19 protein-coding genes are annotated in these 21,867 nt (G+C 57.8%); 9 read left to right on the top strand and 10 right to left on the bottom strand.

The genetic code is table 11. The features are described from left to right. From pheS to rpmI, 3 genes are all read right to left on the bottom strand, one after another. Positions 1-1,071, bottom strand: a complete 1,071-nt coding sequence (pheS, locus tag ACHQGU_RS06135; protein WP_253553255.1) for a phenylalanine--tRNA ligase subunit alpha — start codon at positions 1,069-1,071, stop codon at positions 1-3. Between the two features lie 146 nt (positions 1,072-1,217). Next, a complete protein-coding gene (rplT, locus tag ACHQGU_RS06130; RefSeq protein WP_025825489.1) occupies positions 1,218-1,577 on the bottom strand; it encodes a 50S ribosomal protein L20 in 360 nt (119 codons plus the stop codon). 14 nt (positions 1,578-1,591) lie between these two features. After that, the gene (gene rpmI, locus ACHQGU_RS06125) at positions 1,592-1,795 is read right to left on the bottom strand and encodes a 50S ribosomal protein L35 (RefSeq protein WP_006557067.1); all 204 of its coding nucleotides are present in this window, start codon (positions 1,793-1,795) and stop codon (positions 1,592-1,594) included. Positions 1,796-2,103: 308 nt separating this feature from the next. On the opposite strand from rpmI, the gene ACHQGU_RS06120 reads away from it, so the two are divergent. The 4 genes from ACHQGU_RS06120 to ACHQGU_RS06105 all read left to right on the top strand — a co-directional run bounded on the left by ACHQGU_RS06120 (position 2,104) and on the right by ACHQGU_RS06105 (position 8,131). Next, on the top strand, positions 2,104-3,576 hold the full coding sequence (locus ACHQGU_RS06120; protein WP_395496180.1) for a mannitol dehydrogenase family protein: 1,473 nt from the start codon (positions 2,104-2,106) through the stop codon (positions 3,574-3,576). Positions 3,577-3,988: 412 nt separating this feature from the next. Further along, positions 3,989-5,320, top strand: a complete 1,332-nt coding sequence (locus tag ACHQGU_RS06115; RefSeq protein ID WP_062142093.1) for a cytochrome c — start codon at positions 3,989-3,991, stop codon at positions 5,318-5,320. Between the two features lie 20 nt (positions 5,321-5,340). Then, the gene (locus ACHQGU_RS06110; RefSeq protein WP_062142092.1) at positions 5,341-5,814 is read left to right on the top strand and encodes a (2Fe-2S)-binding protein; all 474 of its coding nucleotides are present in this window, start codon (positions 5,341-5,343) and stop codon (positions 5,812-5,814) included. After that, on the top strand, positions 5,807-8,131 hold the full coding sequence (locus ACHQGU_RS06105; protein WP_395496179.1) for a molybdopterin cofactor-binding domain-containing protein: 2,325 nt from the start codon (positions 5,807-5,809) through the stop codon (positions 8,129-8,131). The genes ACHQGU_RS06110 and ACHQGU_RS06105 overlap by 8 nt, the downstream gene beginning before the upstream one ends. A gap of 217 nt (positions 8,132-8,348) precedes the next feature. Here the strand turns inward: ACHQGU_RS06105 and ACHQGU_RS06100 are convergent, their stop codons facing one another. The 5 genes from ACHQGU_RS06100 to ACHQGU_RS06080 all read right to left on the bottom strand — a co-directional run bounded on the left by ACHQGU_RS06100 (position 8,349) and on the right by ACHQGU_RS06080 (position 14,541). Then, complete coding sequence (locus ACHQGU_RS06100; RefSeq protein ID WP_395496178.1) at positions 8,349-8,792, bottom strand: SufE family protein; 444 nt, start codon at positions 8,790-8,792, stop codon at positions 8,349-8,351. Next, on the bottom strand, positions 8,792-10,105 hold the full coding sequence (hslU, locus tag ACHQGU_RS06095) for an ATP-dependent protease ATPase subunit HslU (RefSeq protein WP_395496177.1): 1,314 nt from the start codon (positions 10,103-10,105) through the stop codon (positions 8,792-8,794). Before hslU ends, ACHQGU_RS06100 begins: the two co-directional genes overlap by 1 nt. Continuing rightward, a complete protein-coding gene (gene hslV / locus ACHQGU_RS06090; protein WP_253553246.1) occupies positions 10,105-10,710 on the bottom strand; it encodes an ATP-dependent protease subunit HslV in 606 nt (201 codons plus the stop codon). Before hslV ends, hslU begins: the two co-directional genes overlap by 1 nt. Before the next feature lie 62 nt (positions 10,711-10,772). Beyond that, positions 10,773-12,767, bottom strand: coding sequence for a response regulator (locus ACHQGU_RS06085; RefSeq protein ID WP_062142088.1), 1,995 nt, complete (start codon positions 12,765-12,767; stop codon positions 10,773-10,775). Further along, complete coding sequence (locus ACHQGU_RS06080) at positions 12,757-14,541, bottom strand: ATP-binding protein (protein WP_395496176.1); 1,785 nt, start codon at positions 14,539-14,541, stop codon at positions 12,757-12,759. The genes ACHQGU_RS06085 and ACHQGU_RS06080 overlap by 11 nt, the downstream gene beginning before the upstream one ends. 379 nt (positions 14,542-14,920) lie before the next feature. Here ACHQGU_RS06080 and ACHQGU_RS06075 point away from each other — a divergent pair, with 379 nt between their 5' ends. Further along, positions 14,921-15,334 (top strand): hypothetical protein, encoded by a 414-nt coding sequence (locus ACHQGU_RS06075; protein ID WP_062272626.1) that lies wholly within the window; start codon positions 14,921-14,923, stop codon positions 15,332-15,334. A gap of 8 nt (positions 15,335-15,342) precedes the next feature. Here the strand turns inward: ACHQGU_RS06075 and ACHQGU_RS06070 are convergent, their stop codons facing one another. Then, positions 15,343-15,504: a hypothetical protein gene (locus ACHQGU_RS06070; protein ID WP_156482818.1), complete on the bottom strand. Its 162-nt coding sequence runs from the start codon at positions 15,502-15,504 to the stop codon at positions 15,343-15,345. 267 nt (positions 15,505-15,771) lie between these two features. Between ACHQGU_RS06070 and ACHQGU_RS06065 the strand changes: the two genes are divergently transcribed. The 4 genes from ACHQGU_RS06065 (at position 15,772) to ACHQGU_RS06050 (ending at position 20,532) form a co-directional block, all read left to right on the top strand. After that, the gene (locus tag ACHQGU_RS06065) at positions 15,772-16,443 is read left to right on the top strand and encodes a cell division ATP-binding protein FtsE (protein ID WP_062272624.1); all 672 of its coding nucleotides are present in this window, start codon (positions 15,772-15,774) and stop codon (positions 16,441-16,443) included. Positions 16,444-16,446: 3 nt separating this feature from the next. Continuing rightward, positions 16,447-17,397: a cell division protein FtsX gene (locus ACHQGU_RS06060; protein ID WP_215753584.1), complete on the top strand. Its 951-nt coding sequence runs from the start codon at positions 16,447-16,449 to the stop codon at positions 17,395-17,397. A gap of 65 nt (positions 17,398-17,462) precedes the next feature. After that, positions 17,463-18,017 (top strand): YdcF family protein, encoded by a 555-nt coding sequence (locus ACHQGU_RS06055; RefSeq protein WP_062142083.1) that lies wholly within the window; start codon positions 17,463-17,465, stop codon positions 18,015-18,017. 163 nt (positions 18,018-18,180) lie between these two features. Next, positions 18,181-20,532, top strand: a complete 2,352-nt coding sequence (locus tag ACHQGU_RS06050) for an SIR2 family protein (protein ID WP_395496175.1) — start codon at positions 18,181-18,183, stop codon at positions 20,530-20,532. 207 nt (positions 20,533-20,739) lie between these two features. Here the strand turns inward: ACHQGU_RS06050 and fghA are convergent, their stop codons facing one another. Further along, positions 20,740-21,606 (bottom strand): S-formylglutathione hydrolase, encoded by an 867-nt coding sequence (gene fghA, locus ACHQGU_RS06045; protein ID WP_395496391.1) that lies wholly within the window; start codon positions 21,604-21,606, stop codon positions 20,740-20,742. Between the last annotated feature and the right edge of the window lie 261 nt (positions 21,607-21,867).

Here is a 21,867-nt window from a genome sequence, read left to right as displayed (position 1 = left end):
TTACACCCCTTCGTGCAGCAGTGCGGGCGCAAGCGGGTCGGACCCGTAATGACGCAACCAGCGAATATCACTCTCATAGAACGAACGCAGATCCGGAATGCCGTTCTTCAGCATCGTCAGGCGTTCAACCCCCATCCCGAAGGCAAAGCCCTGCCATTCACGCGGGTCCAGACCACAGTTGGCCAGCACGCGGGCATGAATCATGCCGGAGCCCAGCACTTCCAGCCAGTCTTCCCCGCCACCAATCTCACCCGTGCGGCGAGACCAGCCGATATCGACCTCCATGGAGGGTTCGGTAAACGGGAAGTAGGAGGAGCGGAACCGCACCGGCAGATCCGGCTTGTCAAAAAACACCCGCAGAAACTCAATCAGGCAGCCCTTGAGGTGCCCCAGCGTAATGCCCTGCCCGACCACCAGACCTTCGCACTGGTGGAACATGGGAGAATGGGTCGCGTCATGGTCAGCACGATAGGTCCGGCCGGGGCAGATCACGCGGATCGGCGGCTTCTGGCTGAGCATGGTGCGGATTTGCACGCCAGAGGTCTGGGTGCGCAGCACGCGCGCCACATCCAGCCCCGGCACGGGCGGCAGATAGAACGTATCATGGTCAGTCCGGGCGGGGTGATGGTCCGGCGTGTTCAGGGCGGAGAAGTTATGCCAGTCCGTCTCGATATCCGGCCCTTCCGCCACGCTGAAGCCCATGGCTCCGAAAATGGCGGTCATTTCCTCCACAGCACGGCTGATGGGGTGAATAGCCCCCTGTGCCGTCACGGGCGGCGGCAGGCTGACATCCACACGCTCGGCAACCAGACGGGCTTCCAGCGCAGCGGCTTCCAGCTCACGCCCACGGTCCTCAATGGCCCGCGTCAGGTCATCGCGTAGGCGGTTCAGCGCCACGCCACGCGCCTTGCGCTCGTCCGGGGCCATTTTCCCCAGTGCCTTGAGCAACGCCGTCAGGCGGCCTGATTTACCCAGTGTGCCAACACGCACGGCATCCCATGCCCGCATATCGGCCGCACCGGCCAGTTCCGACAGGACGTCCTGCCGGAGAATCTCAAGATCGTCGCTCATGAAACCTCACACGAGAGGGGAAAATGCTAGGAGGCGGATAGCCGCTCAGCCGCGCAGAGAAAACCCCTTAGCCAGAAAAACAGCCGCCGGAACAAAAAAGGCCGCCCTTGCGGACGGCCTTTTTCAGGACAAATCGGCCAGAAGCCTCAGGCAGCCAGAGCGGCCTGAGCTTTCTTCACGATTTCCGCAAACGTTGCTGCGTCATCAAAAGCGATGGCGGCCAGAACTTTACGGTCGATTTCAATGCCAGCCTTGTCCAGACCGTTGATGAAACGGCTGTAAGTCAGGCCGTGCTCACGCACAGCAGCATTGATACGCTGGATCCACAGAGCGCGGAATTCGCGCTTCTTGTTCCGGCGATCGCGGTATGCGTACTGGAGAGACTTTTCAAGCCGTTCCAGAGCAATGCGATAGTTTGTAGAAGACCGGCCACGGAAGCCCTTGGACATGTCCAGGACTTTTTTGTGACGAGCGTGGGTTGTTACACCGCGTTTTACACGTGCCATATCTCAGATGCTCCTCAAACCAGCCCGTAGGGTGCCCACTGCTTGACGGTACGACCGTCCTGCGGTGTCATCACCTGTGCGCCACGGTTGGTGCGCTTCATTTTCTGCGGACGCTTGATCATGCCGTGACGTTTACCGCACGGACCTGAGAGCACCTTGCCGGTTGCGGTGATTTTGAACCGCTTTTTGACCGACGACTTGGTCTTCATCTTGGGCATTTCTTTACTCCTGAAAGCTCGAACCGCGCCCCTCTGTTGCCAGAGCGGCAAAACACGGCCGGGCATGCCCCACAAGCCCGGACGCGTGTAACGAAGGCGCTGACATAACGGAAAGTGCGGAGAGTTTCAAGCGGCATCTCACCGGGATTTTTCTGCGCAACCATGGTATAGTCTCCCATGGTCAGGCCTTTCCCGCCCGCAAACCGGGCACCGCACCCTGTGCAGCACAGCCATCCAGTGCGCTGTGATTGAAAGATTTTTAGCCTGCACCAGATCTGTCTGAAAACAGAACGAGGTACGCCGATTTCATGATTGCCCTTTCCAATACCACCCTCAAACAGCTTCCGCCGCAGGTTCTCACCCCCGCCTATGACCGCCAGAAGACCACACCGGGCATTGCCCATCTGGCCGTCGGCAACTTCCACCGGGCGCATCAGGCGATGTATGTTGATCGGGTATTGGCGCGCCCCGGCCAGCAGGACTGGGCCATTGTGGGCGTCGGGCTGCGTGACAATGCGCGGGAAACACGCCGCGCCGCAATCATGGCGGAACAGGACGGCCTGTATACGCTGACGGAATTTGCCCCGGACAACACGCACACCATCCGCGTTCTGGGGGCTATTACCGAATATGTGCAGGCCGCGAAGGACCGCGCCGCCGCCATCAAACGGCTGGCCGACCCCGCCATTAAAATTGTCAGCCTGACCATTACAGAAGGCGGCTATTATGTGGATGCCAGTGGCAAGTTCATGCTGAATGATCCTGCCATTGCGGAAGATCTCAAGCGCGACGTGCCGGAAACCGCTTTCGGTCTGGTGACGGAAGCCCTGCGCCTGCGGCGTGATAGTGGCGTCGGCCCCTTCACCGTCATGACGTGCGACAATCTGCGCGACAACGGCACCGTCGCCCGCACGGCCTTCTGCTCCTTTGCAGAAGCGCGGGACCCGGCTCTGGGCGCGTGGATCAAAGAAAACGTGACCTTTCCCTCCACCATGGTGGACCGCATCACCCCGTCCGTTTCCGAAGCCGACATTACCCGGCTGGACGACATGAGCGGCATCGCGGACCAGATGCCGCTGTTTGCGGAAGACTTCACCCAGTGGGTCATTGAGGACAAATTCTGCGCAGGCCGCCCGGAACTGGAAGCGGTTGGCGTGGAATTTACGGATGACGTCGGCCCGTATGAGCAGGTCAAACTGCGCATGCTCAACGCCTCCCACTCCATGCTCGCCCTGCCCGGCGTGCTGATGGATTACGACACCGTGCCGCACGCCATGGCGGACGACGGGCTTGTCACCCTGCTTGAGCAGTTTCTGGCCAATGATGCCAGTCCGCTCATCACCCCGCCGAAAGGTGTGTCCCTGAGCGAGTATGCGCGTCAGATTCTGCACCGTTTCCGCAATCCCGCTGTGGGTGACCAGCTTCTGCGCATCGCCTCAGACAGCGCCTCCAAGCTGCCGGTTTTCTGGACCGACACCGTCAAGGGCGTTCTGAAAGGCGGCAAGGACCATCGGCGCGTTGCCTTTGGTGTCGCCTGCTTCCTGGAATATCTACGCGGCGAGACAGAAAGCCACAAAACCTACAAAATTTCTGAACCCGGCCTGCCTGATGCAGCCAGAGAACTGGCGCTGAAAGACGATCTGGCTGCTGGCCTGACCATGCCGGTCTTCTCCGGCTGGGGTCTGGATCAGTATCCGGCGTTTGTTGAGGATGTCACCAAACTGCGTAGCAGCCTCCGCACACAGGGCGCACGCCAAACACTTAAACAACTCGGCCTGTAAATCTGTTATAACATCTGGGTTCTGCTCGCTTTTTTGGGAGCAGAACCCTTTTGGTAACTTAAGACACAGCGCAAACCGGCAAGAACACCCACGAAATCAGGCTTTTTATTACGCGACAGACGCATGCCTTGCATGCAAAAGAGCCTCTGTCCATATACATGAAAATATAGTCAAGAGAGAAACTGGCTGATTTCCATAACATTCTCGTGTTTCAAATAAATCTTATTCAGATTTCACCGCTTCACGCACAAACCTATGCGTTTATTTGCAACCCAAATCCAGATAAGTTTTGTCCACTATTAAATAACAGACCTTCAGACGGCAGGTTCCCGGACCTCCCGAAGAGGAGGGACTGGATGTTTTCAGTCTTTCAGCTTCGGCTGGCTGTCGTATGCACAGGATTGGGGGTAGAGTGATCAAACGTCTCTTAGCAGGAGCTGTCGGGGCTGGTGTCCTGGGTGGGCTCGGGTTTCTGTATTATGCATGGTATCCGCCAATTGCCCCGATAGAGCGGCCTGCGGCCAGCAGCTTCTCTGCCGAGCAGATTGAGCGCGGGCGCATTGTTGCGGCTGAAGGCTATTGCGCGGAGTGCCATACCCGCACAGATAACGGCGGCGGCCCTGAGCTTGCCGGTGACTACAAGATGGAAACCCCGTTCGGGGCCATCTATTCCTCTAACATTACCCCCGATGTGGAAATGGGCATTGGCGCATGGTCGGAAGAGGCTTTGCGCCGCTCCCTGCACTATGGCGTGTCCCGCAAGGGCGTGCATCTGATCCCGGCTTTCCCGTACGATCACTTCACCAAAATGACGGATCAGGACATTTCTGATCTGTATGCCTATCTGATGACACGGCCTGCCGTGCATATGACGCGCCGCCCGAATGAACTCCCCTTCCCGCTCAGCCTCCGCATTGGTCAGGCTGCATGGAAGCTGCTGTTCTTCACCCCCGGCGTCTACAAGCCCGACCCCAGCCATGATGCGCTGTGGAACCGTGGCGCGTATCTGGCCGAAGGCAACGCTCACTGTGGCGCATGCCATACGCCGCGTAACCTGATGGGTGCTGAAAAGAAGGGCTCCATGTATGACGGCGCTGTTGTGGATGCGTGGATTGCTCCGCCGCTGAACGACAAGAACCCGACCCCGACCACGTGGACGGAAGACGAGCTGTACCAGTATCTGCGCTTTGGCGTAGCCCCGCTGCACGGCCCGGCTGGCGGCCCGATGTCTCCCGTTCCGCACCGCTTCCTCTCGCAGGTGCCGGAATATGATGTGCATGCCATTGCGCATTACTATGCGGATGTGGACCACGCTGCGGAACGTCAGGGTCATGACAAAGCCGCTCTTGCCCGCGCCATGGAGCAGTCCAAGAAGGACCTGATCGGCCCGAACACGCTGGACCCGGATGCACGCCTGTATCAGGGCGCCTGTGGAGCCTGCCATTACAATGCAGCCCCTATGCCCGTCCTCGGCCGCCCGGATCTGGCTCTGAACAACGCGCTGTGGCTGGATGAACCGACAAACCTCTATCAGGTCATGCTGCACGGCCTGACGGCTGAAGAAGGCCAGTCCGGTGTTGCCATGCCCAGCTTCTATAACGCTCTGTCCGATGCAGACATGGCCCGCATTGCTGCCTATCTGCGCCGCACACGCACCACGCTGCCGCCCTGGACAGACCTTGAGAAGAAAGCCGCGGAAATTCGCAAGACCGTTAAAACCCCTCCCGTTAACTCTTCTCACTAAGGCGGCACACGGAGCCACTCATGATTAAGTTCAAACTCAATGGCCGTGACGTTTCCGTCGATGTGCCAGAAGATACCCCCCTGCTCTGGGCCCTGCGTGACGAGCTGGACCAGACAGGCACAAAATTTGGCTGTGGTGTTGGCCAGTGCGGTGCCTGCACCGTGCATGTAGGTGGCCGCGCCACCCGCTCCTGCATCACGCCGATCAGCTCTGTAGAAGGCGCTGAGATCACCACGATTGAAGGGCTGCACCCTGAGGGTGAACACCCCGTGCAGCAGGCATGGCGGGACATTCAGGTTCCGCAGTGCGGTTACTGTCAGTCCGGCCAGATCATGCAGGCTGTCAGCCTGCTGAAGGACTACCCGGACCCGACGGATGAGGAAATTGACGGCGTGATGGGCGGCAGCCTGTGCCGCTGCATGACCTATGTCCGCATCCGCAAGGCTATCAAGAAAGCCGCTGCCGCCATGCGTGAGGAGAAATCTAATGGGTAAACTGGAACGCATTGCAGCCCGGCAGGACCGTGCGGCCGGGCGTGGCCCGACCCGCCGTGGTGTGCTGCTGACAAGCCTTGGCTCGGCGTTCATGTTCGGGTTCGCGCGGGAGGCTTCTGCCGCGCAGACCTACCCGCAGAATGCCAGCCTGCCCGGCAACGGCGCGTTTGAACCGACTGTCTGGTGCTCCGTTGGCCCGGATGGCGTGGTGAACGTCAACATCATCCGCGCAGAAATGGGCCAGCATATCGGCACCGCCCTCGCCCGTATCATTGCGGACGAAATGGAAGCCGACTGGGACAAGGTCCGCATCACCTATGTGGATACAGACCCCAAATGGGGCCTGATGGTCACCGGTGGGTCATGGTCTGTGTGGATGACATGGGATGTCTTCCGTCAGGCCGGTGCCGCAGCCCGCACCGTGCTCGTGGAAGAAGGCGCCAAACTGCTCGGCACCTCCCCCGCTAACTGCGTTGCGCGCAATGGCCGCGTGATTGCCGGCAACCGCTCTGTCTCCTTTGGGGACATTGTCAGCCATGCCCGCCCCACGCGCTCCTTCAGCCCGGATGAAATGGCCAAGCTGCCGCTGAAGCCCGCAGCTGAACGCCGCCTGATTGGTAAAGAGGTCAAGGCGCTGGACATTCCGTCCAAAACCGACGGCACTGCCATTTACGGGATCGACGCCAAGCTGGAAGGCATGGTGTATGCGCGGCCCAAACTGCCGCCCACGCGCTATGGCTCGAAGGTTGTCTCGGTTGATGATAGCGAAGCCAAAAAGATCAAAGGCTATATCCGCTACATCGTTCTGAACGACCCGTCCGACACGGTGCCCGGCTGGGTTGCCGTTCTGGCCTCCAGCTATCCGGCAGCCATCCGCGCAACCGATGCGCTGAAGGTCACCTGGACTCCGGGCAAGACGGCCAATGTCTCGGAAAAAGACATTATCGAGCACGGTCGCAAGCAGATTGCCGAGAAAACCGGCGGCTCCTGCGTGTTCAATGATGACGGCGTGGATGAAGCCTTCGCGTCCGCCAAGCATGTGTTTGAACGCACCTACACCTGTGCATCCGTACTGCATTATCAGCTTGAGCCCATGAACGCTCTGGCCCGCCTGCAGGACGGTAAATGGGAAATCCATTGTGGGAACCAGTGGCAGTCTCTCTTCCTGCCGGTTATCGCCAAGGCGCTGCAGGTTAAAGAGTCCGACGTTGTTATGCGCAGCTACCTGCTGGGCGGTGGCTTTGGCCGACGCCTGAACGGGGATTACGCTGTTCCTGCCGCGCTGATTTCCAAGGAACTCGGCGGCAAGCCGGTCAAGCTGATCCTGACCCGCTCTGACGATATGCAGTTTGACTCCTTCCGCTCCCCGTCCATCCAAACGGTGCGCGTGGCTATGGATGACCAGAAAGCCCTCAAAGGCTGGCAGCACCACGCCTCCGCAGGCTGGCCGACTGGCGTGATGGCTGCGGCCTTCATGGAAAAAGGTGCAGACGGCAAACCGTACGATCAGTTCGCCATTGCTGGTGCTGACCACTGGTATGACGTTGGGCCGATGCGTGTGCGTGCGCTGGATAACGATCTGGCAGACGCCACCTTCCGTCCGGGCTGGCTGCGTTCCGTGAGCTCCGGCTGGACGCCATGGGCGCATGAAGCGTTTCTGGATGAACTGGCCCACGAACTCGGGCATGACCCGGTTGAGTTCCGCCTTTCCCTGCTGACGGCCAAAGGCCGCAATGCAGGTAAGGCACCGGACTCTGTCGGTGGTGCCACCCGTCAGGCCAACGTGCTCAAGCGTCTGGTTGAAAAATGCGGTTATGGCAAAGTTCAGCTGCCTAAAGACACGGCCATTGGCATTGCCACCACCTTCGGTCAGGAACGCGCCATGCCGACCTGGACCGCAGGCGCTGTGCAGGTGCATGTGGACCGCAAAACCGGCGCTGTAACCTGCCAGAAAATCTGGCTGGTTCTGGATGCCGGCACGATTGTTGATCCCGATGGCGCTATGGCCCAGACGGAAGGCGGTGCTCTGTGGGGCCTGAGCATGGCGCTGTTTGAGAACACCGAAATCGAAAACGGCAACGTGCGGGACCGCAACCTGAACACCTACACCCCGCTCCGCATTACCGACATCCCGGAAATGGATATCGAATTTGTGGACAGCACCGAAAAGCCCATGGGCCTTGGTGAACCGGGTGTGACCACCATTGGCGCGGCTATTGCCAATGGCGTGTTCAATGCCGTGGGTGTCCGCCTGCGCCACCAGCCCATCCGCCCTGCGGATGTTCTGAAAGGCCTTTCCGAGAAAAAGTCAGCCTAACGCAGGCTTTTTCCTGAACGGATAAAACGGTTACAAAAAAAACCGGCGCGCTGTTTTCAGCCGCCGGTTTTTTTATGCGCAACGCTTTAAAAGATGCCTGTGAAAGACAACGATCCGCCCATAAAAAAAAGCCCTCCAGACCGTTTAGGGCCTGAAGGGCTTTCTATTTATCTGGCACAATCAACCAGAAAAAAATCTGAAAACCAGAAATCCCGTCTTAGACTTTCAAAGATACCGCAGCAGACCGGATCGCCCGCGCCATAGCTTCCACCCCGTTACCACGGTTGGTGGAAAGCGCCTGCACCAGCCCGAGATCGCGCAGAAAGTGCGGATCTGTCGCCATGATTTCCTCACAGGTGCGGCCGGAATAAACCCGCAAGAGCAACGCGACCAGACCGCAGACAATCGCGGCATCAGACAGACCGGCGAAGTAGAGCTTGCCGCCCTCTTCCCGTGCTTCCAGCCACACCTGGCTCTGGCAGCCCGGAACGCGGTGCTCATCATTGCACCATTCCGGGGGGAATGGCGGCAGCTTGCGGCCCATCTCAATGATGTACTGGTAGCGTTCCATCCAGTCATCAAAGACTTCGAGTTCGTCGCGGATCGCTTCAATCGCCTCAGCGGCGGTCTCTTCTTCGGGCAGTAAAAAGGGTGCGTTCATTACAGAATAAACCGGCTGAGATCGCCCTTGCGGGCCAGAGGAGCAACTTTTTCCTGAACCAGAGAGGCTTCGACGTGAATGACCTCGCCTTTCCGGTCAGACGCTGTGAAGGAGATTTCCTCCAGCAGCTTTTCCAGCACCGTGGCAAGACGTCGGGCACCAATATTTTCCACGCGATCATTGATATCGGCGGCCAGTTCGGCCAGTGCTTCCACAGCACCATCCGAGAACGTCAGCGTCACGTTTTCCGTGCTGAGCAGCGCGATATACTGTTTGAGCAGAGAATGTTCAGGGTCCGTCAGAATACGACGCAGATCCTCACGGGAGAGCGGCTGAAGCTCAACGCGGATCGGCAGACGCCCCTGCAACTCGGGCAGCAGGTCAGACGGTTTGGCCAGATGGAACGCGCCAGAGGCAATAAACAGAATATGGTCGGTTTTCACCGCGCCATATTTGGTGGAAACCGTCGTGCCTTCAATCAGCGGCAGCAGGTCACGCTGCACACCTTCGCGCGAGACATCGCCGCTGCGCCCACCGCCATCGGCTGCACGACCACAGACCTTGTCGATCTCATCCAGAAAGACAATGCCGTTTTCCTGCGCATGCGCCACGGCTTCCCGCGTCAGGGCTTCATTGTCCAGCATCTTGTCGGCTTCTTCACGCTCCAGATACTCCCGCGCGGCTGCCACTTTCAGGCGGCGCTGCTGGGGTGTCTTGTTCATGAAGGTCTTCATCATCTCGCTGAAGTTGATGACCTGACCGGGCATCATCCCCGGCATTTCACCACCCCCTGCCGGGGCTGCTTCCACAACAGCCACCTCCACCTCTTTATCTTCCAGCTGGCCATCCCGCAGCATGCTGCGGAACTTGTTCCTGGTATCAGCCGAGGCACTGGCACCGACCAGCGCATCCACTAGCCGGTCTTCCGCAGCCTGCGCGGCACGGGTGGCAACGTCCTTGCGTTTGACCTCCCGCAGCATGGTGATGGACGCTTCAACCAGATCCCGCACAATGCTTTCCACATCGCGCCCCACATAGCCTACTTCCGTAAACTTGGTGGCTTCCACTTTCAGGAACGGGGCCTGCGCCAGTTTAGCCAGACGGCGGGCAATCTCGGTTTTACCGCAGCCAGTCGGTCCAATCATCAGGATGTTCTTGGGCACCACTTCTTCACGCAGTGCTTCCGGCAACTGGGCACGCCGCCAGCGGTTGCGCAGCGCAATGGCCACAGCCCGCTTGGCGTCAGCCTGCCCGATAATAAAGCGATCAAGCTCCGAGACAATTTCCCTCGGAGAAAATGTCGGTGCGTCCATCAGGAAGAAGCCTTATCGGTTGAAGGAGTAGCCGTCAGCGTTTCCACCCGCACGGAGTGGTTGGTATAAACGCAGATATCCCCGGCAATTTTCATGGAACGACGCACAATTTCCTCGGCGTCCAGATCCTCGACCGTCAGCAGCGCACGGGCTGCCGAGAGAGCAAAGTTCCCGCCGGAGCCAATGGCGATAATGCCATCTTCAGGTTCCAGCACATCGCCATTCCCCGTCAGCGTGAAGGAATGCTCCGCATCCGCCACTGCCATCATGGCTTCCAGCCGCCGCAGGTAGCGGTCTGTCCGCCAGTCCTTGGCCAGTTCCACACACGCGCGTTCAAGCTGATTGGGGTAGCGCTCCAGCTTGCCTTCCAGCCGTTCCAGCAGAGTGAAGGCATCTGCCGTCGCCCCGGCAAACCCGGCCAGAATAGAGCCAGAAGGCCCGATACGCCGCACCTTGCGGGCGTTGCCCTTGATGACGGTCTGACCGAGCGTCACCTGCCCGTCCCCGGCCATGGCCACAGTCGGGCCGCGCCGAACACAGAGAATGGTTGTCCCGTGCCATCCGACGGGATCATGCGAGGAGGAGGCTGTCTGAAAGCTTTGCATGGTAGAAAGAGATAAGCTTTCCTGCCGCCAGCACAAGAGGCCAGCGGGCAGGAAACCGCTCGTTATGCGGCCAGCATGGCCCTGACATCCCCCAGCAAGGCATCCCGCGTGTAGGGTTTGTGCAAAACCGTCACGCCTTCCGGCAGCAAGGCGAGGTCGGCATAGCCGGTTACAAACAGGACGGGCAACTCTGGCCGCACCTCATGCAGGCGGCGAGCCACTTCATCCCCGTTCATGCCCGGCATCATGACGTCCATCACCACCAGTGCAATCCCCGGCTTATCGCCAATTACACTCAGCGCCTCGGCACCACTGGCGGATTCCAGAACGTCATACCCGGCCCGGCGCAGGAAGCCTGCCGTAACAGCCCGCACACCCGGCTCATCATCCACCACCAGAATGGTTTCCCCGTGCTGAACCGGCGGCAAGGCCTGAGGTGTGACCTGCCCGCTGCGAACAGATCGAACCGGCGTGACCGGTGCACGCTCTTCCACCATGGCAGGCAGCCAGAGCTCAATGGACGTGCCGCCACCAGGCACGCTTTCCACCCGCACTTCCCCACCGCAATGGCTGATAAAGCCGTAGATCATGGACAGGCCCAGCCCTGTGCCCTGCCCGATCCCCTTGGTGGTAAAGAACGGATCAAAAATGCGGGCCTGCATTTCTTCCGTCATGCCCACACCGCGATCCATCACCTGCACAACCACCCAGGCTTCCCCGTGGGTGGCGCTACCCGTCAGACCCAGAGGCCGGTTTGCCTGCCGGACGGAAACCGTGGTCGCCCCGCCTTCGGGCTGTGCATCCAGCGCATTGACGCACAGATTGAACACCGCCAGTTCCAGCTGTGTGGCATCCGTCCACACCACCGGCAGCGGCGTGGCTGGGATATCAAACTGCACGGTGCTGATCCGGCTGCTGGAGGAGAGTGCCGCAGCCCCCAGCACGGCCTGAATTTCATCCGGCACTTTGCCCTGCGTCATGAAACTTTGCAGGGACGCCATCAAGTTCCGCAAATCAACCTGCTGGCACACCAGATGGCGTGGCCGGCTGAAGTCCAGAAGTTTCTGCGTCAGCGCACCGCCACGACGCGCCGCTTCCAGCGCGTTATGGAACAGGCGGGAAACACCCGGCTCTTTGGGCGGCTCCAGATCCATCACCAGTTCAAGGGAGCCGAGAATAGCCGTCAGCAGGTTATTAAAATCGTGCGCAATACCGCCTGCCAGTGTGCCAATGGCCTGCATTTTTTCGGCCTGACGCAGGCGCTGCTCCATCGCCAGCAAATCGGTCACATCCCGATCAATCAGGATGGAATAGTTTTCCAGAGCAGAGGCCCCGGCAGGCGGTGTACCGTCCGGCGCACCATCCAGCCGCACGCGCGTCAGATCATGCCAGCGCGCCTGACCATCCGGCCCGGCCAGTTGCAAAATCTGCTGGTCTCGCCCTGAAGAGTTCAGAACTCTCTCCGCCCCCTTCAGGCTATCCAGACGCGTGGCGTCCACCAGTTCTTCTTCCGTATGGCCCACGCATGCGTCCACACTGCGCCCGAACTGCTGCGCCATCTGGCTATTCAGGCGGATAAAACGCCCGGACTGCTCTTTGAACGCCAGACCAAACGGCAGATTATCCAGCAGGCCACGCAGCAAAAGCTGTTCACATTGCAGCTCTTTTTCCAAACGATAGCGAGACGCCGCCTGCCCAACCATGGAGAGCAGCGTTTCATCATCCCACGGCTTGTACGCAAAAAAGGAAATCTGTCCCTGGTTCAGAGCCGCTTCTACTGCCGTGATATCCGCATACCCCGTCAGCAAAATGGCCCCGGCAGAGGAAAGTAATCTGGCGCGCGCCAGAAACACGTCCCCCGTCATACCCGGCATCCGCTGGTCGGACACAATGACGGCAACGTCAGGGCGTTCCTTCAGCAGCGCAAGCCCGCGCTCACCCGAAGATGCCGGGAGAACCTCATACGTGTCTTCCAGCAGATCCGTCAGCGCGACCAGAATCTCCGGCTCGTCATCCACAATCAGGACAACAGACCGCTTGTCAGGTTCAGGCAGCATGAGTGCGCCTCTCCTCTTCGGCCCGATAGGGCACACGCAATGTAAAGCAGGCTCCGCCATTTTCGCGCGCATCGGTCACAACAATACTCCCGTCATGCGCCTGTACAACGCCATACGCGGTCGCCAGTCCCAGCCCTGTCCCTGAGCCTACAGGTTTTGTTGTAAAAAACGGTTCAAAAACGCGTTCCTGAAGATCCTGAGGCACACCCGGTCCTGTATCGCTAATCCTGATCACGTAATCCTGTCCGGCATGCGTGGTGGCCGGTTCCAGAGTAGAGGTGATTTCAATCCGGTCTTCCTCACCCGCAGGCAGGCCGACTTCCTCTTGCTCACGCTGCTTTTCCATAATGGCGTCGGCGGCATTGCTGACAATATTCATGACAACCTGATTGACCAAAGCCGCCTGACAGAACAGATCCGGCGGCGCATCCAGAGCGCATATCACCCGAATATTCTGCCCAAGTTTAGGGGCCAGCAAGGTCAGCACCATGCTGATGGCATCCGGCACATCCAGACGGCTGAACTCCCCTTCCTCGAGCCGGGAGAACCGCCGCAGGCTGACAACCAGATCCCGCATACGGGACAGCCCGACGAGAGACGCAGCCAGACGCTCACTGCTTTTGGCCAGCGCCTGCTCGGCCGTCAGACTATCGCCTTCGCGCACGGCGTTCAGCGCGCGGGCAATGCTGCGATTGACAGTATTTTCATGCGCCAGAACAAACGCAAGCGGGTTGTTGAACTCATGCGCAATCCCGGCCGCCAGTTCCCCCAGCGAGGCCATTTTGGCGGACTGAACCAGCTTGGCCTGCGCCTCAATCAACTTGCGGTTAGCGGCTGCCAGATCCGCATTCACCCGCCGCAGGGCATCTGCCAGCGCCATACGGGCACGCGCACTTTCAATATGCGCTTCTTCCCGCCGGGTTTCATCCTGCACCATCTTGCGGCGCACAAGGCTGCCAATGCGGGCCACCAGCAGATCGGGGGCGATATCCGCATCTACCAGATCATCCACCCCGGCGGTAAAGGCCATGCTGGCCATCTGCCCAGACAGCTGGCCGCCATCCACCATCCCCAGCACACGCATGCACTGCCGGGTTCTGCGGCGCATGGCGACAACGGTGTGGGCAAAAGCCAGCCCATCAAATAACGGGCACCCCAGATCCACCACCAGACAATCCGGCTGGTCTTTCCCAACTGGCCAGTTTGTCAGGTTAAAATCATCGGGGTCATCAATCAGCACGACGCTGGCGCCATTACGCCGCAGCAGGTCTGACAGAACAGGCGGCGTATCCCGCCCTTCCCCTCGCCATGACCACAACAAACCGCCCGGCGCCGTGACAATCGCCACACAGGGCTGGCGGAATGTTCCCCCGGGGCGAGAGAGCGGATCTTCCTCCTGCTCCCGCAGCAGGGTGCAGATCCGAAACATCAGAAAAGCCGGTTCGGTCTGGCTGCTCAGGCAGGCATCCGCGCCCTGCTCCAGAATCAGGCGTTCCTGCTCCGGGTTCTGCGTTTCCACCAGCACCAGAACAGGAATGCCCCGCGTCACCGCGTTCAGCCGCAGGCGCTGGCACAGTTGTGCAGCGGACATATCCGGCAGCGCGGCAGGCACCACCAGCAAATCCGGCAAATGGTCCTCAAACCCTTCAAACGCCTGACGACCATTGAGCGCAGACCGCACCTGAAAGCCGCGCTGGTTCAAAAGCGCAGAAAACGCCTCACGCCGCTCAGGCTCCAGTCCCACCAGCAAAATATTATCCGAGCGGATCGTCATCTCAATTCCGCATCCCACACCTGTTGCCCCGGAGCGTCCATCACGTTTTCAGGTGTCCTGCTTTCTTCTGCTGCCGTCTTCTACATCATGCCCCTGCCTCACGACCACAGGTGCTACGCGTTCATGAGCGTGAATTCATCTAACCCGATCCCGGCACCCCCGTCTGTTCGCGAATGCGTTACCTGAGCAAGAAAAGCTAACACCCACATGATTGTTATAACAAAGTCCTATAGCAGCAAAGCCACAGCATCCGCCTTTTGCGGCAAGCGTGTGTGTGCTTGGGCGGCACTTGTGTATAATCCCGGGCAATCTGTGCGTGCCTGATGGTTTCTGACCGCCGCCGCACCCTGTTTTTACTGGCTGAGGACACACCAGACCTATGGACCACACCCCCAACCGCGCTGATGCTCAGCGGCCCCTTTCCTTTTTATCCAACGCGCAGACTTCTACGCCGCTGGGGCTCAAGCTGGCCCGTGCCGGCCTGTGGTCCATCTGCTATTTTGTTTTCTATTTTATCCAGCAACTCGCAGAGCTGTTTGCCCCGCTGCTGCTGATTGCCGGCGTGGCGTGGAAAGCTCTGCCTGTGCTGATTGGCGCCGTCTCCCACGTCAGCGCCTCAGCTGACCCGCAGGCGCGGGACGCCATTGCCAACGTCGCCTCCGCCATTCCGGAACAGCTCACCCTGGCCGGCCATACGCTGACAGCCAGCGGCATGATCTGGGACGGCATTCTGCTGATGGGTCTGGCCGCTGCCGGGGCCACACTGGCCACGCTGGCCGGGCGCAATATGTAAAAGGTAACTCAGCCCGGTTGATGCAGCCGGGCTGCTGCGGGCCAGACCTGCACAATATCCTGCCACCAGAAACTGACTGACAGGATCACCAGCGTAGCGACTATACCGCTGGCCATCCATGCCCACCGCCAGAACCTGTCCGTCAGCATCAGTTCTCGTAAAGCGGGCATTCTTACCTCTTGCTGGTTGGTCTGCCGACTGGCTTCAGGGCTCGAATCGGAGGGATACGCTGGCGGCAGGTTTGTCGGACCAGCCGCGGGAGCCGTCTTTATACACAACAGACGGAACGCCACGCCAGACCGGAGGCCCCGGTCTGCTATTTTAGCTTCCCCTACGGCTTCTGATCGACAGCACCACCTTCCCTCCGTTACACTTATTTCTATGCGTAACCCCCGTCCTTTTTGCCTGCTGCCAAGTGGCAGAACTGTGCTTTCACCATGATTCGTCTCACCAACGTCTCATGGCGCAGGGAGCGCAAGGCCAGCACCCCCGTGCTCTCCAACCTGTCTTTTGAAGTGCCTCAGGGCGGCTTCCGCTGGCTGCTTGGCCCGTCTGGCGCTGGCAAGACCAGCCTGCTCAGCCTGCTGCATGTGGAAAGCCTGCCCTCCGATGGCACGCTGTGCCTGCTGGACAAGGATGTAACCGCCCATACACACCGCTCCGTTCTGGTCCGCCTGCGGCAAAGAATCGGTATGGTGCATCAGGATTTCCGGCTGATGCCGGACCTCTCCGTGGCCGATAACGTGGCGCTGCCCATGCGCCTGCAACACAGGCCTGAAGATGAAATTACGGATGAAGTTCAGTCCATCCTGAAATGGGTGGGTCTGGGCGACCGGCTCGGCGTCCGCGCCTCCCGCCTGTCTGGCGGTGAGCAGCAGAGAACCGCCATTGCCCGCGCCATTGTGCATCGCCCCGGCCTGATTTTGGCGGATGAACCCACCAACGCGCTGGAAGAACCGCAGGCCCACAAGCTGCTGGATATGTTCAGTGAGCTGAGCAGCATGGGCACCACCGTGATTGTCGCCACCCATAATGAGGCACTGGTCCGCCGCCTGCCCCGACCGGCCTTAGTGCTGGAACGCGGTCGCCTTGTGCAGGACGGAGCCTGAGCCGTGGCCCTTCCCTTTTCTGGCCGTAAAGACGGTCTCTCCCTTTCAGAAGCGCTGCCGGACAGAAGCCTGTTCATTCTGGTCGCCATGATGAGCTTTCTGGCCGCCCTGACGCTGACGGGTGCCACCGGTGCCCGCACCCTCTCCACCCGCTGGGCAGGCGGTGCCGCGCAGTTGCTGACCATTCAGGTTTCCGAACCCGACCAGCCCCTTGCCGCAACCAGCAAAGCCGACAAGACGGCCCAGCCAACCCGCGCCGATGCCGTGCTGGCGGACCTTGCGACCCTGCCCACAGGCACGCAGGTCCATCGGCTGACGCAGGACGAACTGGCCAGACTACTCACCCCCTGGCTGGGGGACGCTGGCAAAACGGCCCTTCCCCTGCCTGCCGTTATTGAAGTGCGTCTGGCCGAGGGGCAGGAAGCCCCGGCCAATCTGGAACAGACGCTGGACGCGCACGTGCCCGGCACGGTGGTGGAACATAATGCGGAATGGAGCACCCGCCTGCGGGCTCTGGCCCAAAGCCTGCTGGCCTGCGCTGCTTTAGCACTCGCCACAGTCGGCGGCATTGCCACCATGATCACCGCTCTGGCCACAAAAGCGGGCCTGTCCACCCGGCGCGATATTATTGAAATCCTGCACGGTCTGGGCGCGACAGACAGCTACATTGCTGGCCGCTTTGCGTGGCGCACAGGCGGGCTGGCGCTTGGCGGCGGCCTGCTCGGCACTCTGCTGGCCATGGCCCCGCTGCTCCTGCTGTTCAGAATGGCCGCCCCGTTTGCGGCCTCCACGCTGCAAGCTGCCAGCACAACCATGCCGGACTGGCGCACCCTGCCGGACCTTCTGCCCGGTGACATGCTGGTGGGGCTCGCCGCCCTGCCGTTTGTGGCCGCCTTTATTGGCTGGGTGACGACACAGTTCATGGTTCGCGTCTGGCTCCGACGGCTCCCATGAGACACGAGGCCGATCGCCCTCATCGCCCCTCACGCCTGTCTCGCTTCATCTTCTGGTGGGTTAAAATGGGGTTGCTGGCCAGTCTGGCGCTCTGCGGGGCGTTTGGCTGGTTTGTGTATGATGCGCTGAAGCCTGCACCGGACAACATGCCACACACCGATGGCATCGTCGCGCTCACAGGCGGGCAAGGCCGCGTGGATACATCCCTGCGCCTGCTTATGCAAAACCGAGGTGATAAGCTGCTAATTTCCGGAGTAGACCCACAAGCCACCCAACAGGACCTGCTCCCCCCGCACCTGCCAGAAAGCCTCAAGGACCGCGTAACCCTCGGCTATCTGGCCCGCTCCACTATTGAAAATGCGAGCGAGACAGCCGCATGGGTGGTGGACAACCATGTCCACACACTCACCGTCGTCACGGCTGGCTACCACATGCGCCGCGCTCTGGTAGAACTCCGCCGCACCCTGCCGGGCGTCACCCTCTACCCCTACCCGGTTATCCCGCCAGCACTCGAACATCCACTCGAAACATCAACCCTGCAACTCCTCCTGCGAGAATTTGCAAAATGGCTCGGCGCACTAGCAGGTTTTGCGCATAACCCGTCGCGTGTTGCGGGGTGATTGTAGGCAAACAGAATGATTACCGCATTAAACGCAAAAGAAGAAGAACCGCTTTTAAATAGTAGGTATAAGCAAACAGACGTTTGCATAATCAGAATCTGGTGAGCAACCTGTTTGCTAGCAACAAATATCTGCGCATACTACAAAATAAAGGGAGGATGATATGTCAATAAAAAATTTCGATCCTGAAAATTCAGTACTTTTTTTAGGTTCTGGCTTCTCGGCGAAGGCCACAAATATTGCTGACGATTTAGTGCCTACCAGCGATCCTCTTCTAAACCGACTAGCCAGCGAACTCGAGGAAGATCCAGCAGAATTAGATCTTAAGGCTGCGGCAGACGAATTTTTAGAGAGGTCCGACCTTAGCCTTTACCAACTTCTGTCCGAAACTTTTACAATATCCAAAACTCTAGATTACCAACGCGATATTTTGTCGTTTCCTTGGGCTAGGATATATACAACAAATTACGATGATATGGTAAATGCAGTCAAAGGACCGAATTTTCCAATATTCACATTTGACGAAACACGTCCTCGTCAATTACCTCGCGCATTCGCTGTTTATTTACATGGATCAATCCGAAAGGCAAATGAAGAAAACGCTTCGGAACAATTAATTCTCAATAACCGCTCCTACGATATCATCGCACACCAGTTTCCGGAATGGTTTGATGAATTCAAGCGTGATCGTCGAACGTTTGAGGCATGTTATTTCATGGGTTTCAGCCTCCGAGATCATCATATCTCTGGACTGATGACTGCCGGAGAAGGTGCCGTTAAACGGACTTATTTTGTGACAAGAGAAAATCCGCAGCGCAGTTTCGTGCGGCGAGCATCTGATTATGGTCAGATTCTACCTATTGGATTTGGAAATTTTGCTACGCTTGCGAAAACTCTTCCAAAACCTAATAAGCCGCAAACTTTGAATGCCTTACAATCCTTTAAATATTTGCGACCAGGTTTGGACGGTAAAGTTTTAGCTAATCCTACACCAGTCGAAATTTTTAATCTCGTAAGCTTTGGAGCATTTAATCAAGGACGTTTTTTCAATACGCAAGATGAATCTAGTTACGTTGCGTTACGAAGTAAAGCAGCAGAAGACACTCTTGCGGCTCTTAAAAATGCAAAAACAATTTTAGTTCACTCTAAACTTGGGAACGGCAAAACTATTTTTTCTTCAATTTTAGCCTTGAATGCTATGAAGCAGGGATTTGTTTGCCTACTTTGGCGCAGTGCGAAGCGGAATTTAGCGCAGGATCTCGACGTCATTTCAGGACATAAGCGTGTTTTGATAATTTTCGATGACTATGATGAGGCCATTGAAAATATAGAGCGTATTGCCACTAGTGTTCCTGATGCAAAATTCATTGTTACCGTAAGAACCGGCCAACAAGAAGTACGATTCCACGAAATTTCTAAACGGCTTCCACCGGAAATCAGGCGCATAAACCTGAATATATTTGATACTAATGATCGCGAACAACTTCTAGCCATCCTCTACCGCGCTGGATTACAGACACGCGATCTGGCTGAAATCGTCCACTCCGCACGAGAAATTCGTGATATTGTAACTCAACTTTATAACCATACCGAAATTAGGCAGAAGATCCATGAGGTCGTAAATTCTGCTGGGACAGGAATTCGCCAAATTCTGGTTTTTTCATCACTAATTAAATGGGTAGGCGTTGACATAGAAGATGACTATCTTCAGGAACTTGCTGGACGGGATGTTTATATCGAATTACGAGGGGCAGCAGGAATATCGAACGACCTTCTTGATGTTCACAATGATAAAATCGAGATGCGCTCATCACTACTCTCGGAATTCTTAATTCAGCATATTTTTTCTTCTGAAGACATCTTGGATGCCTGCTACGAGATCGCGACTTCGTCAACCCGACGTCGGCAGGAGCGCATACATCGTCGGTTGGCCGGAGAATTGATGAAGGTCTCAACCTTACAGAGCTTCCTACAGAATCACGCAACATCAGATGTATTAATTGATAAATATTTTATACGACTGTCACGTGACACATCTGTAAATGAAGAACCTTTATTTTGGTTGCAGTATTCAATTTTAATGAAAAGTTTGGGTGAAATACCTAAAGCTCGAATGTTCCTTGATGCTAGCTATGAGCGTGCTCGAAAAATCAAAGGCTTTAAGACCTTTCAACTCGATACTCAGGCGTTAAGCATATATCTTATTGAGGAAATCGAGAACCCGAATAGCAATGTAGAAGGCTTGGAGGACATTCTTGGCGCTATCAATACTGTAACTGATATGATCACAGATCAAAGCAATCGGCAATACGCAATCCAAGTAATAGGCGAGATACCCCTATTTGTAGAAACACGATTAACTGCATTTACACAACCTGAAAAAGTTGCCCTTGTTTTCCAGTTAAATCGTGTGTCACAAGCACTGAGCAATCTTTCAATTGATGAACAGATATATTCTGGGTCAGAAATTATCCGCGCAAAAATTCAAGCCGCAGTAAGCTTACTCACTCGCTGAGTAATTTCACCATTGGAACGCGAACGCCTCAAATCATTGTTTTGTGCTATGATGATTTTATTCCTCGTAAGACGCATTTACTATCTGAAAATCTCTCAATGGAAGGTTTTCGAGATTGCCCACTTTATGAGGAATAGTCATGTGCGCCTAATAGCTGAGGTGAGCGAAAACCGACAAACTGCTTTCGCTCACTCTATTGAGGCTCACTCACAACCCTCTCAACACCCCCGCATGATGCCGAACATGATCCGCAGCAAAACTCTGCACAAACCAGTAAGAATGGTCATAGCCCGCATGTCGGCGGAGGCGGAGGGACTGGCCTGCTTTGCGTGCAGCCTCTTCCAGTAGTTCCGGTTTCAGTTCGCGTTCCAGAAACTGGTCGGCCTCGCCCTGATCAATCAGAATATCCGCCGGGTGACGGTAGCCATCTTCCAGCAGGCAGACGGCATCTTCCCGTCGCCATGTCTGCCGGTCTGGCCCCAGGTAGCCGGTAAAGGCTTTCTCACCCCACGGCACGGCTGCCGGATGCACAATGGGCGCAAAGGCGGAAATGGATTTCCAGAACTCCGGTGCCCGCAGCCCATGCACCAGCGCGCCGTGGCCGCCCATGGAATGCCCCATAATGCCGCGGCGTGTGCCGTCCAGCGGGAAGAGCCGTTCTGTCAGAGCAGGCAGTTCCTGCGCAATGTAGCTGCCCATGCGGTAATGGCGGCTCCACGGTTCCTGCGTCGCGTCCAGATAGAACCCGGCTCCCGTGCCAAAATCCCAGCTTTCCTCCTCACCCGGCACCTGCGCTCCGCGTGGCGAGGTATCCGTCGCCACCAGCGCAATCCCCAATCGGGCGGCTTCGGCCAGCGCATGCGCCTTGATAAAGAAGGTTTCCTCCGTGCAGGTCAGCCCCGCCAACACATGCACCACCGGCACAGGCCGCGCCGCCGTGGCACCGGGCGGCACAAACACGGCAAAGCGGGCTTCCAGCCCCAGCACGTCGGACTGATGGCTGTAAAAGCCAACACGCCCCCCGTGGCACAGATGCTCCGATCTGGTTTTCAGCATGCTGCTGGTCGTCATCAGCCCGACACTCCTTACTTTCCCCAAGCCACAGCGCAAATGCTCTGCCGCCCTGACGCAATACGATCACGATAATCCGCTTTTTAACGGACGGGCCAGAGCTGTTCTCGCGTCCGGGGTCACAAGAAAATCATGACGATTTTTTTAAAAAGCCCTCCCCACCCCCGCCACACACGCGCCAGACCATGCTATTGTCCCGTTCTGCGCGATACAGCATTGCATCCATGGAAACCCTTTGGGGGCTAAGCTGTTAAGCAACATTGC

The sequence above is a fragment of the Acetobacter sp. KSO5 genome, from assembly GCF_044094635.1.
In the GTDB taxonomy this organism is placed as follows: Bacteria; Pseudomonadota; Alphaproteobacteria; order Acetobacterales; family Acetobacteraceae; genus Acetobacter; species Acetobacter cerevisiae.
The sequence above is the reverse complement of the archived record's forward strand: the minus strand, read 5'-3'. Positions and strand labels throughout refer to the sequence as shown.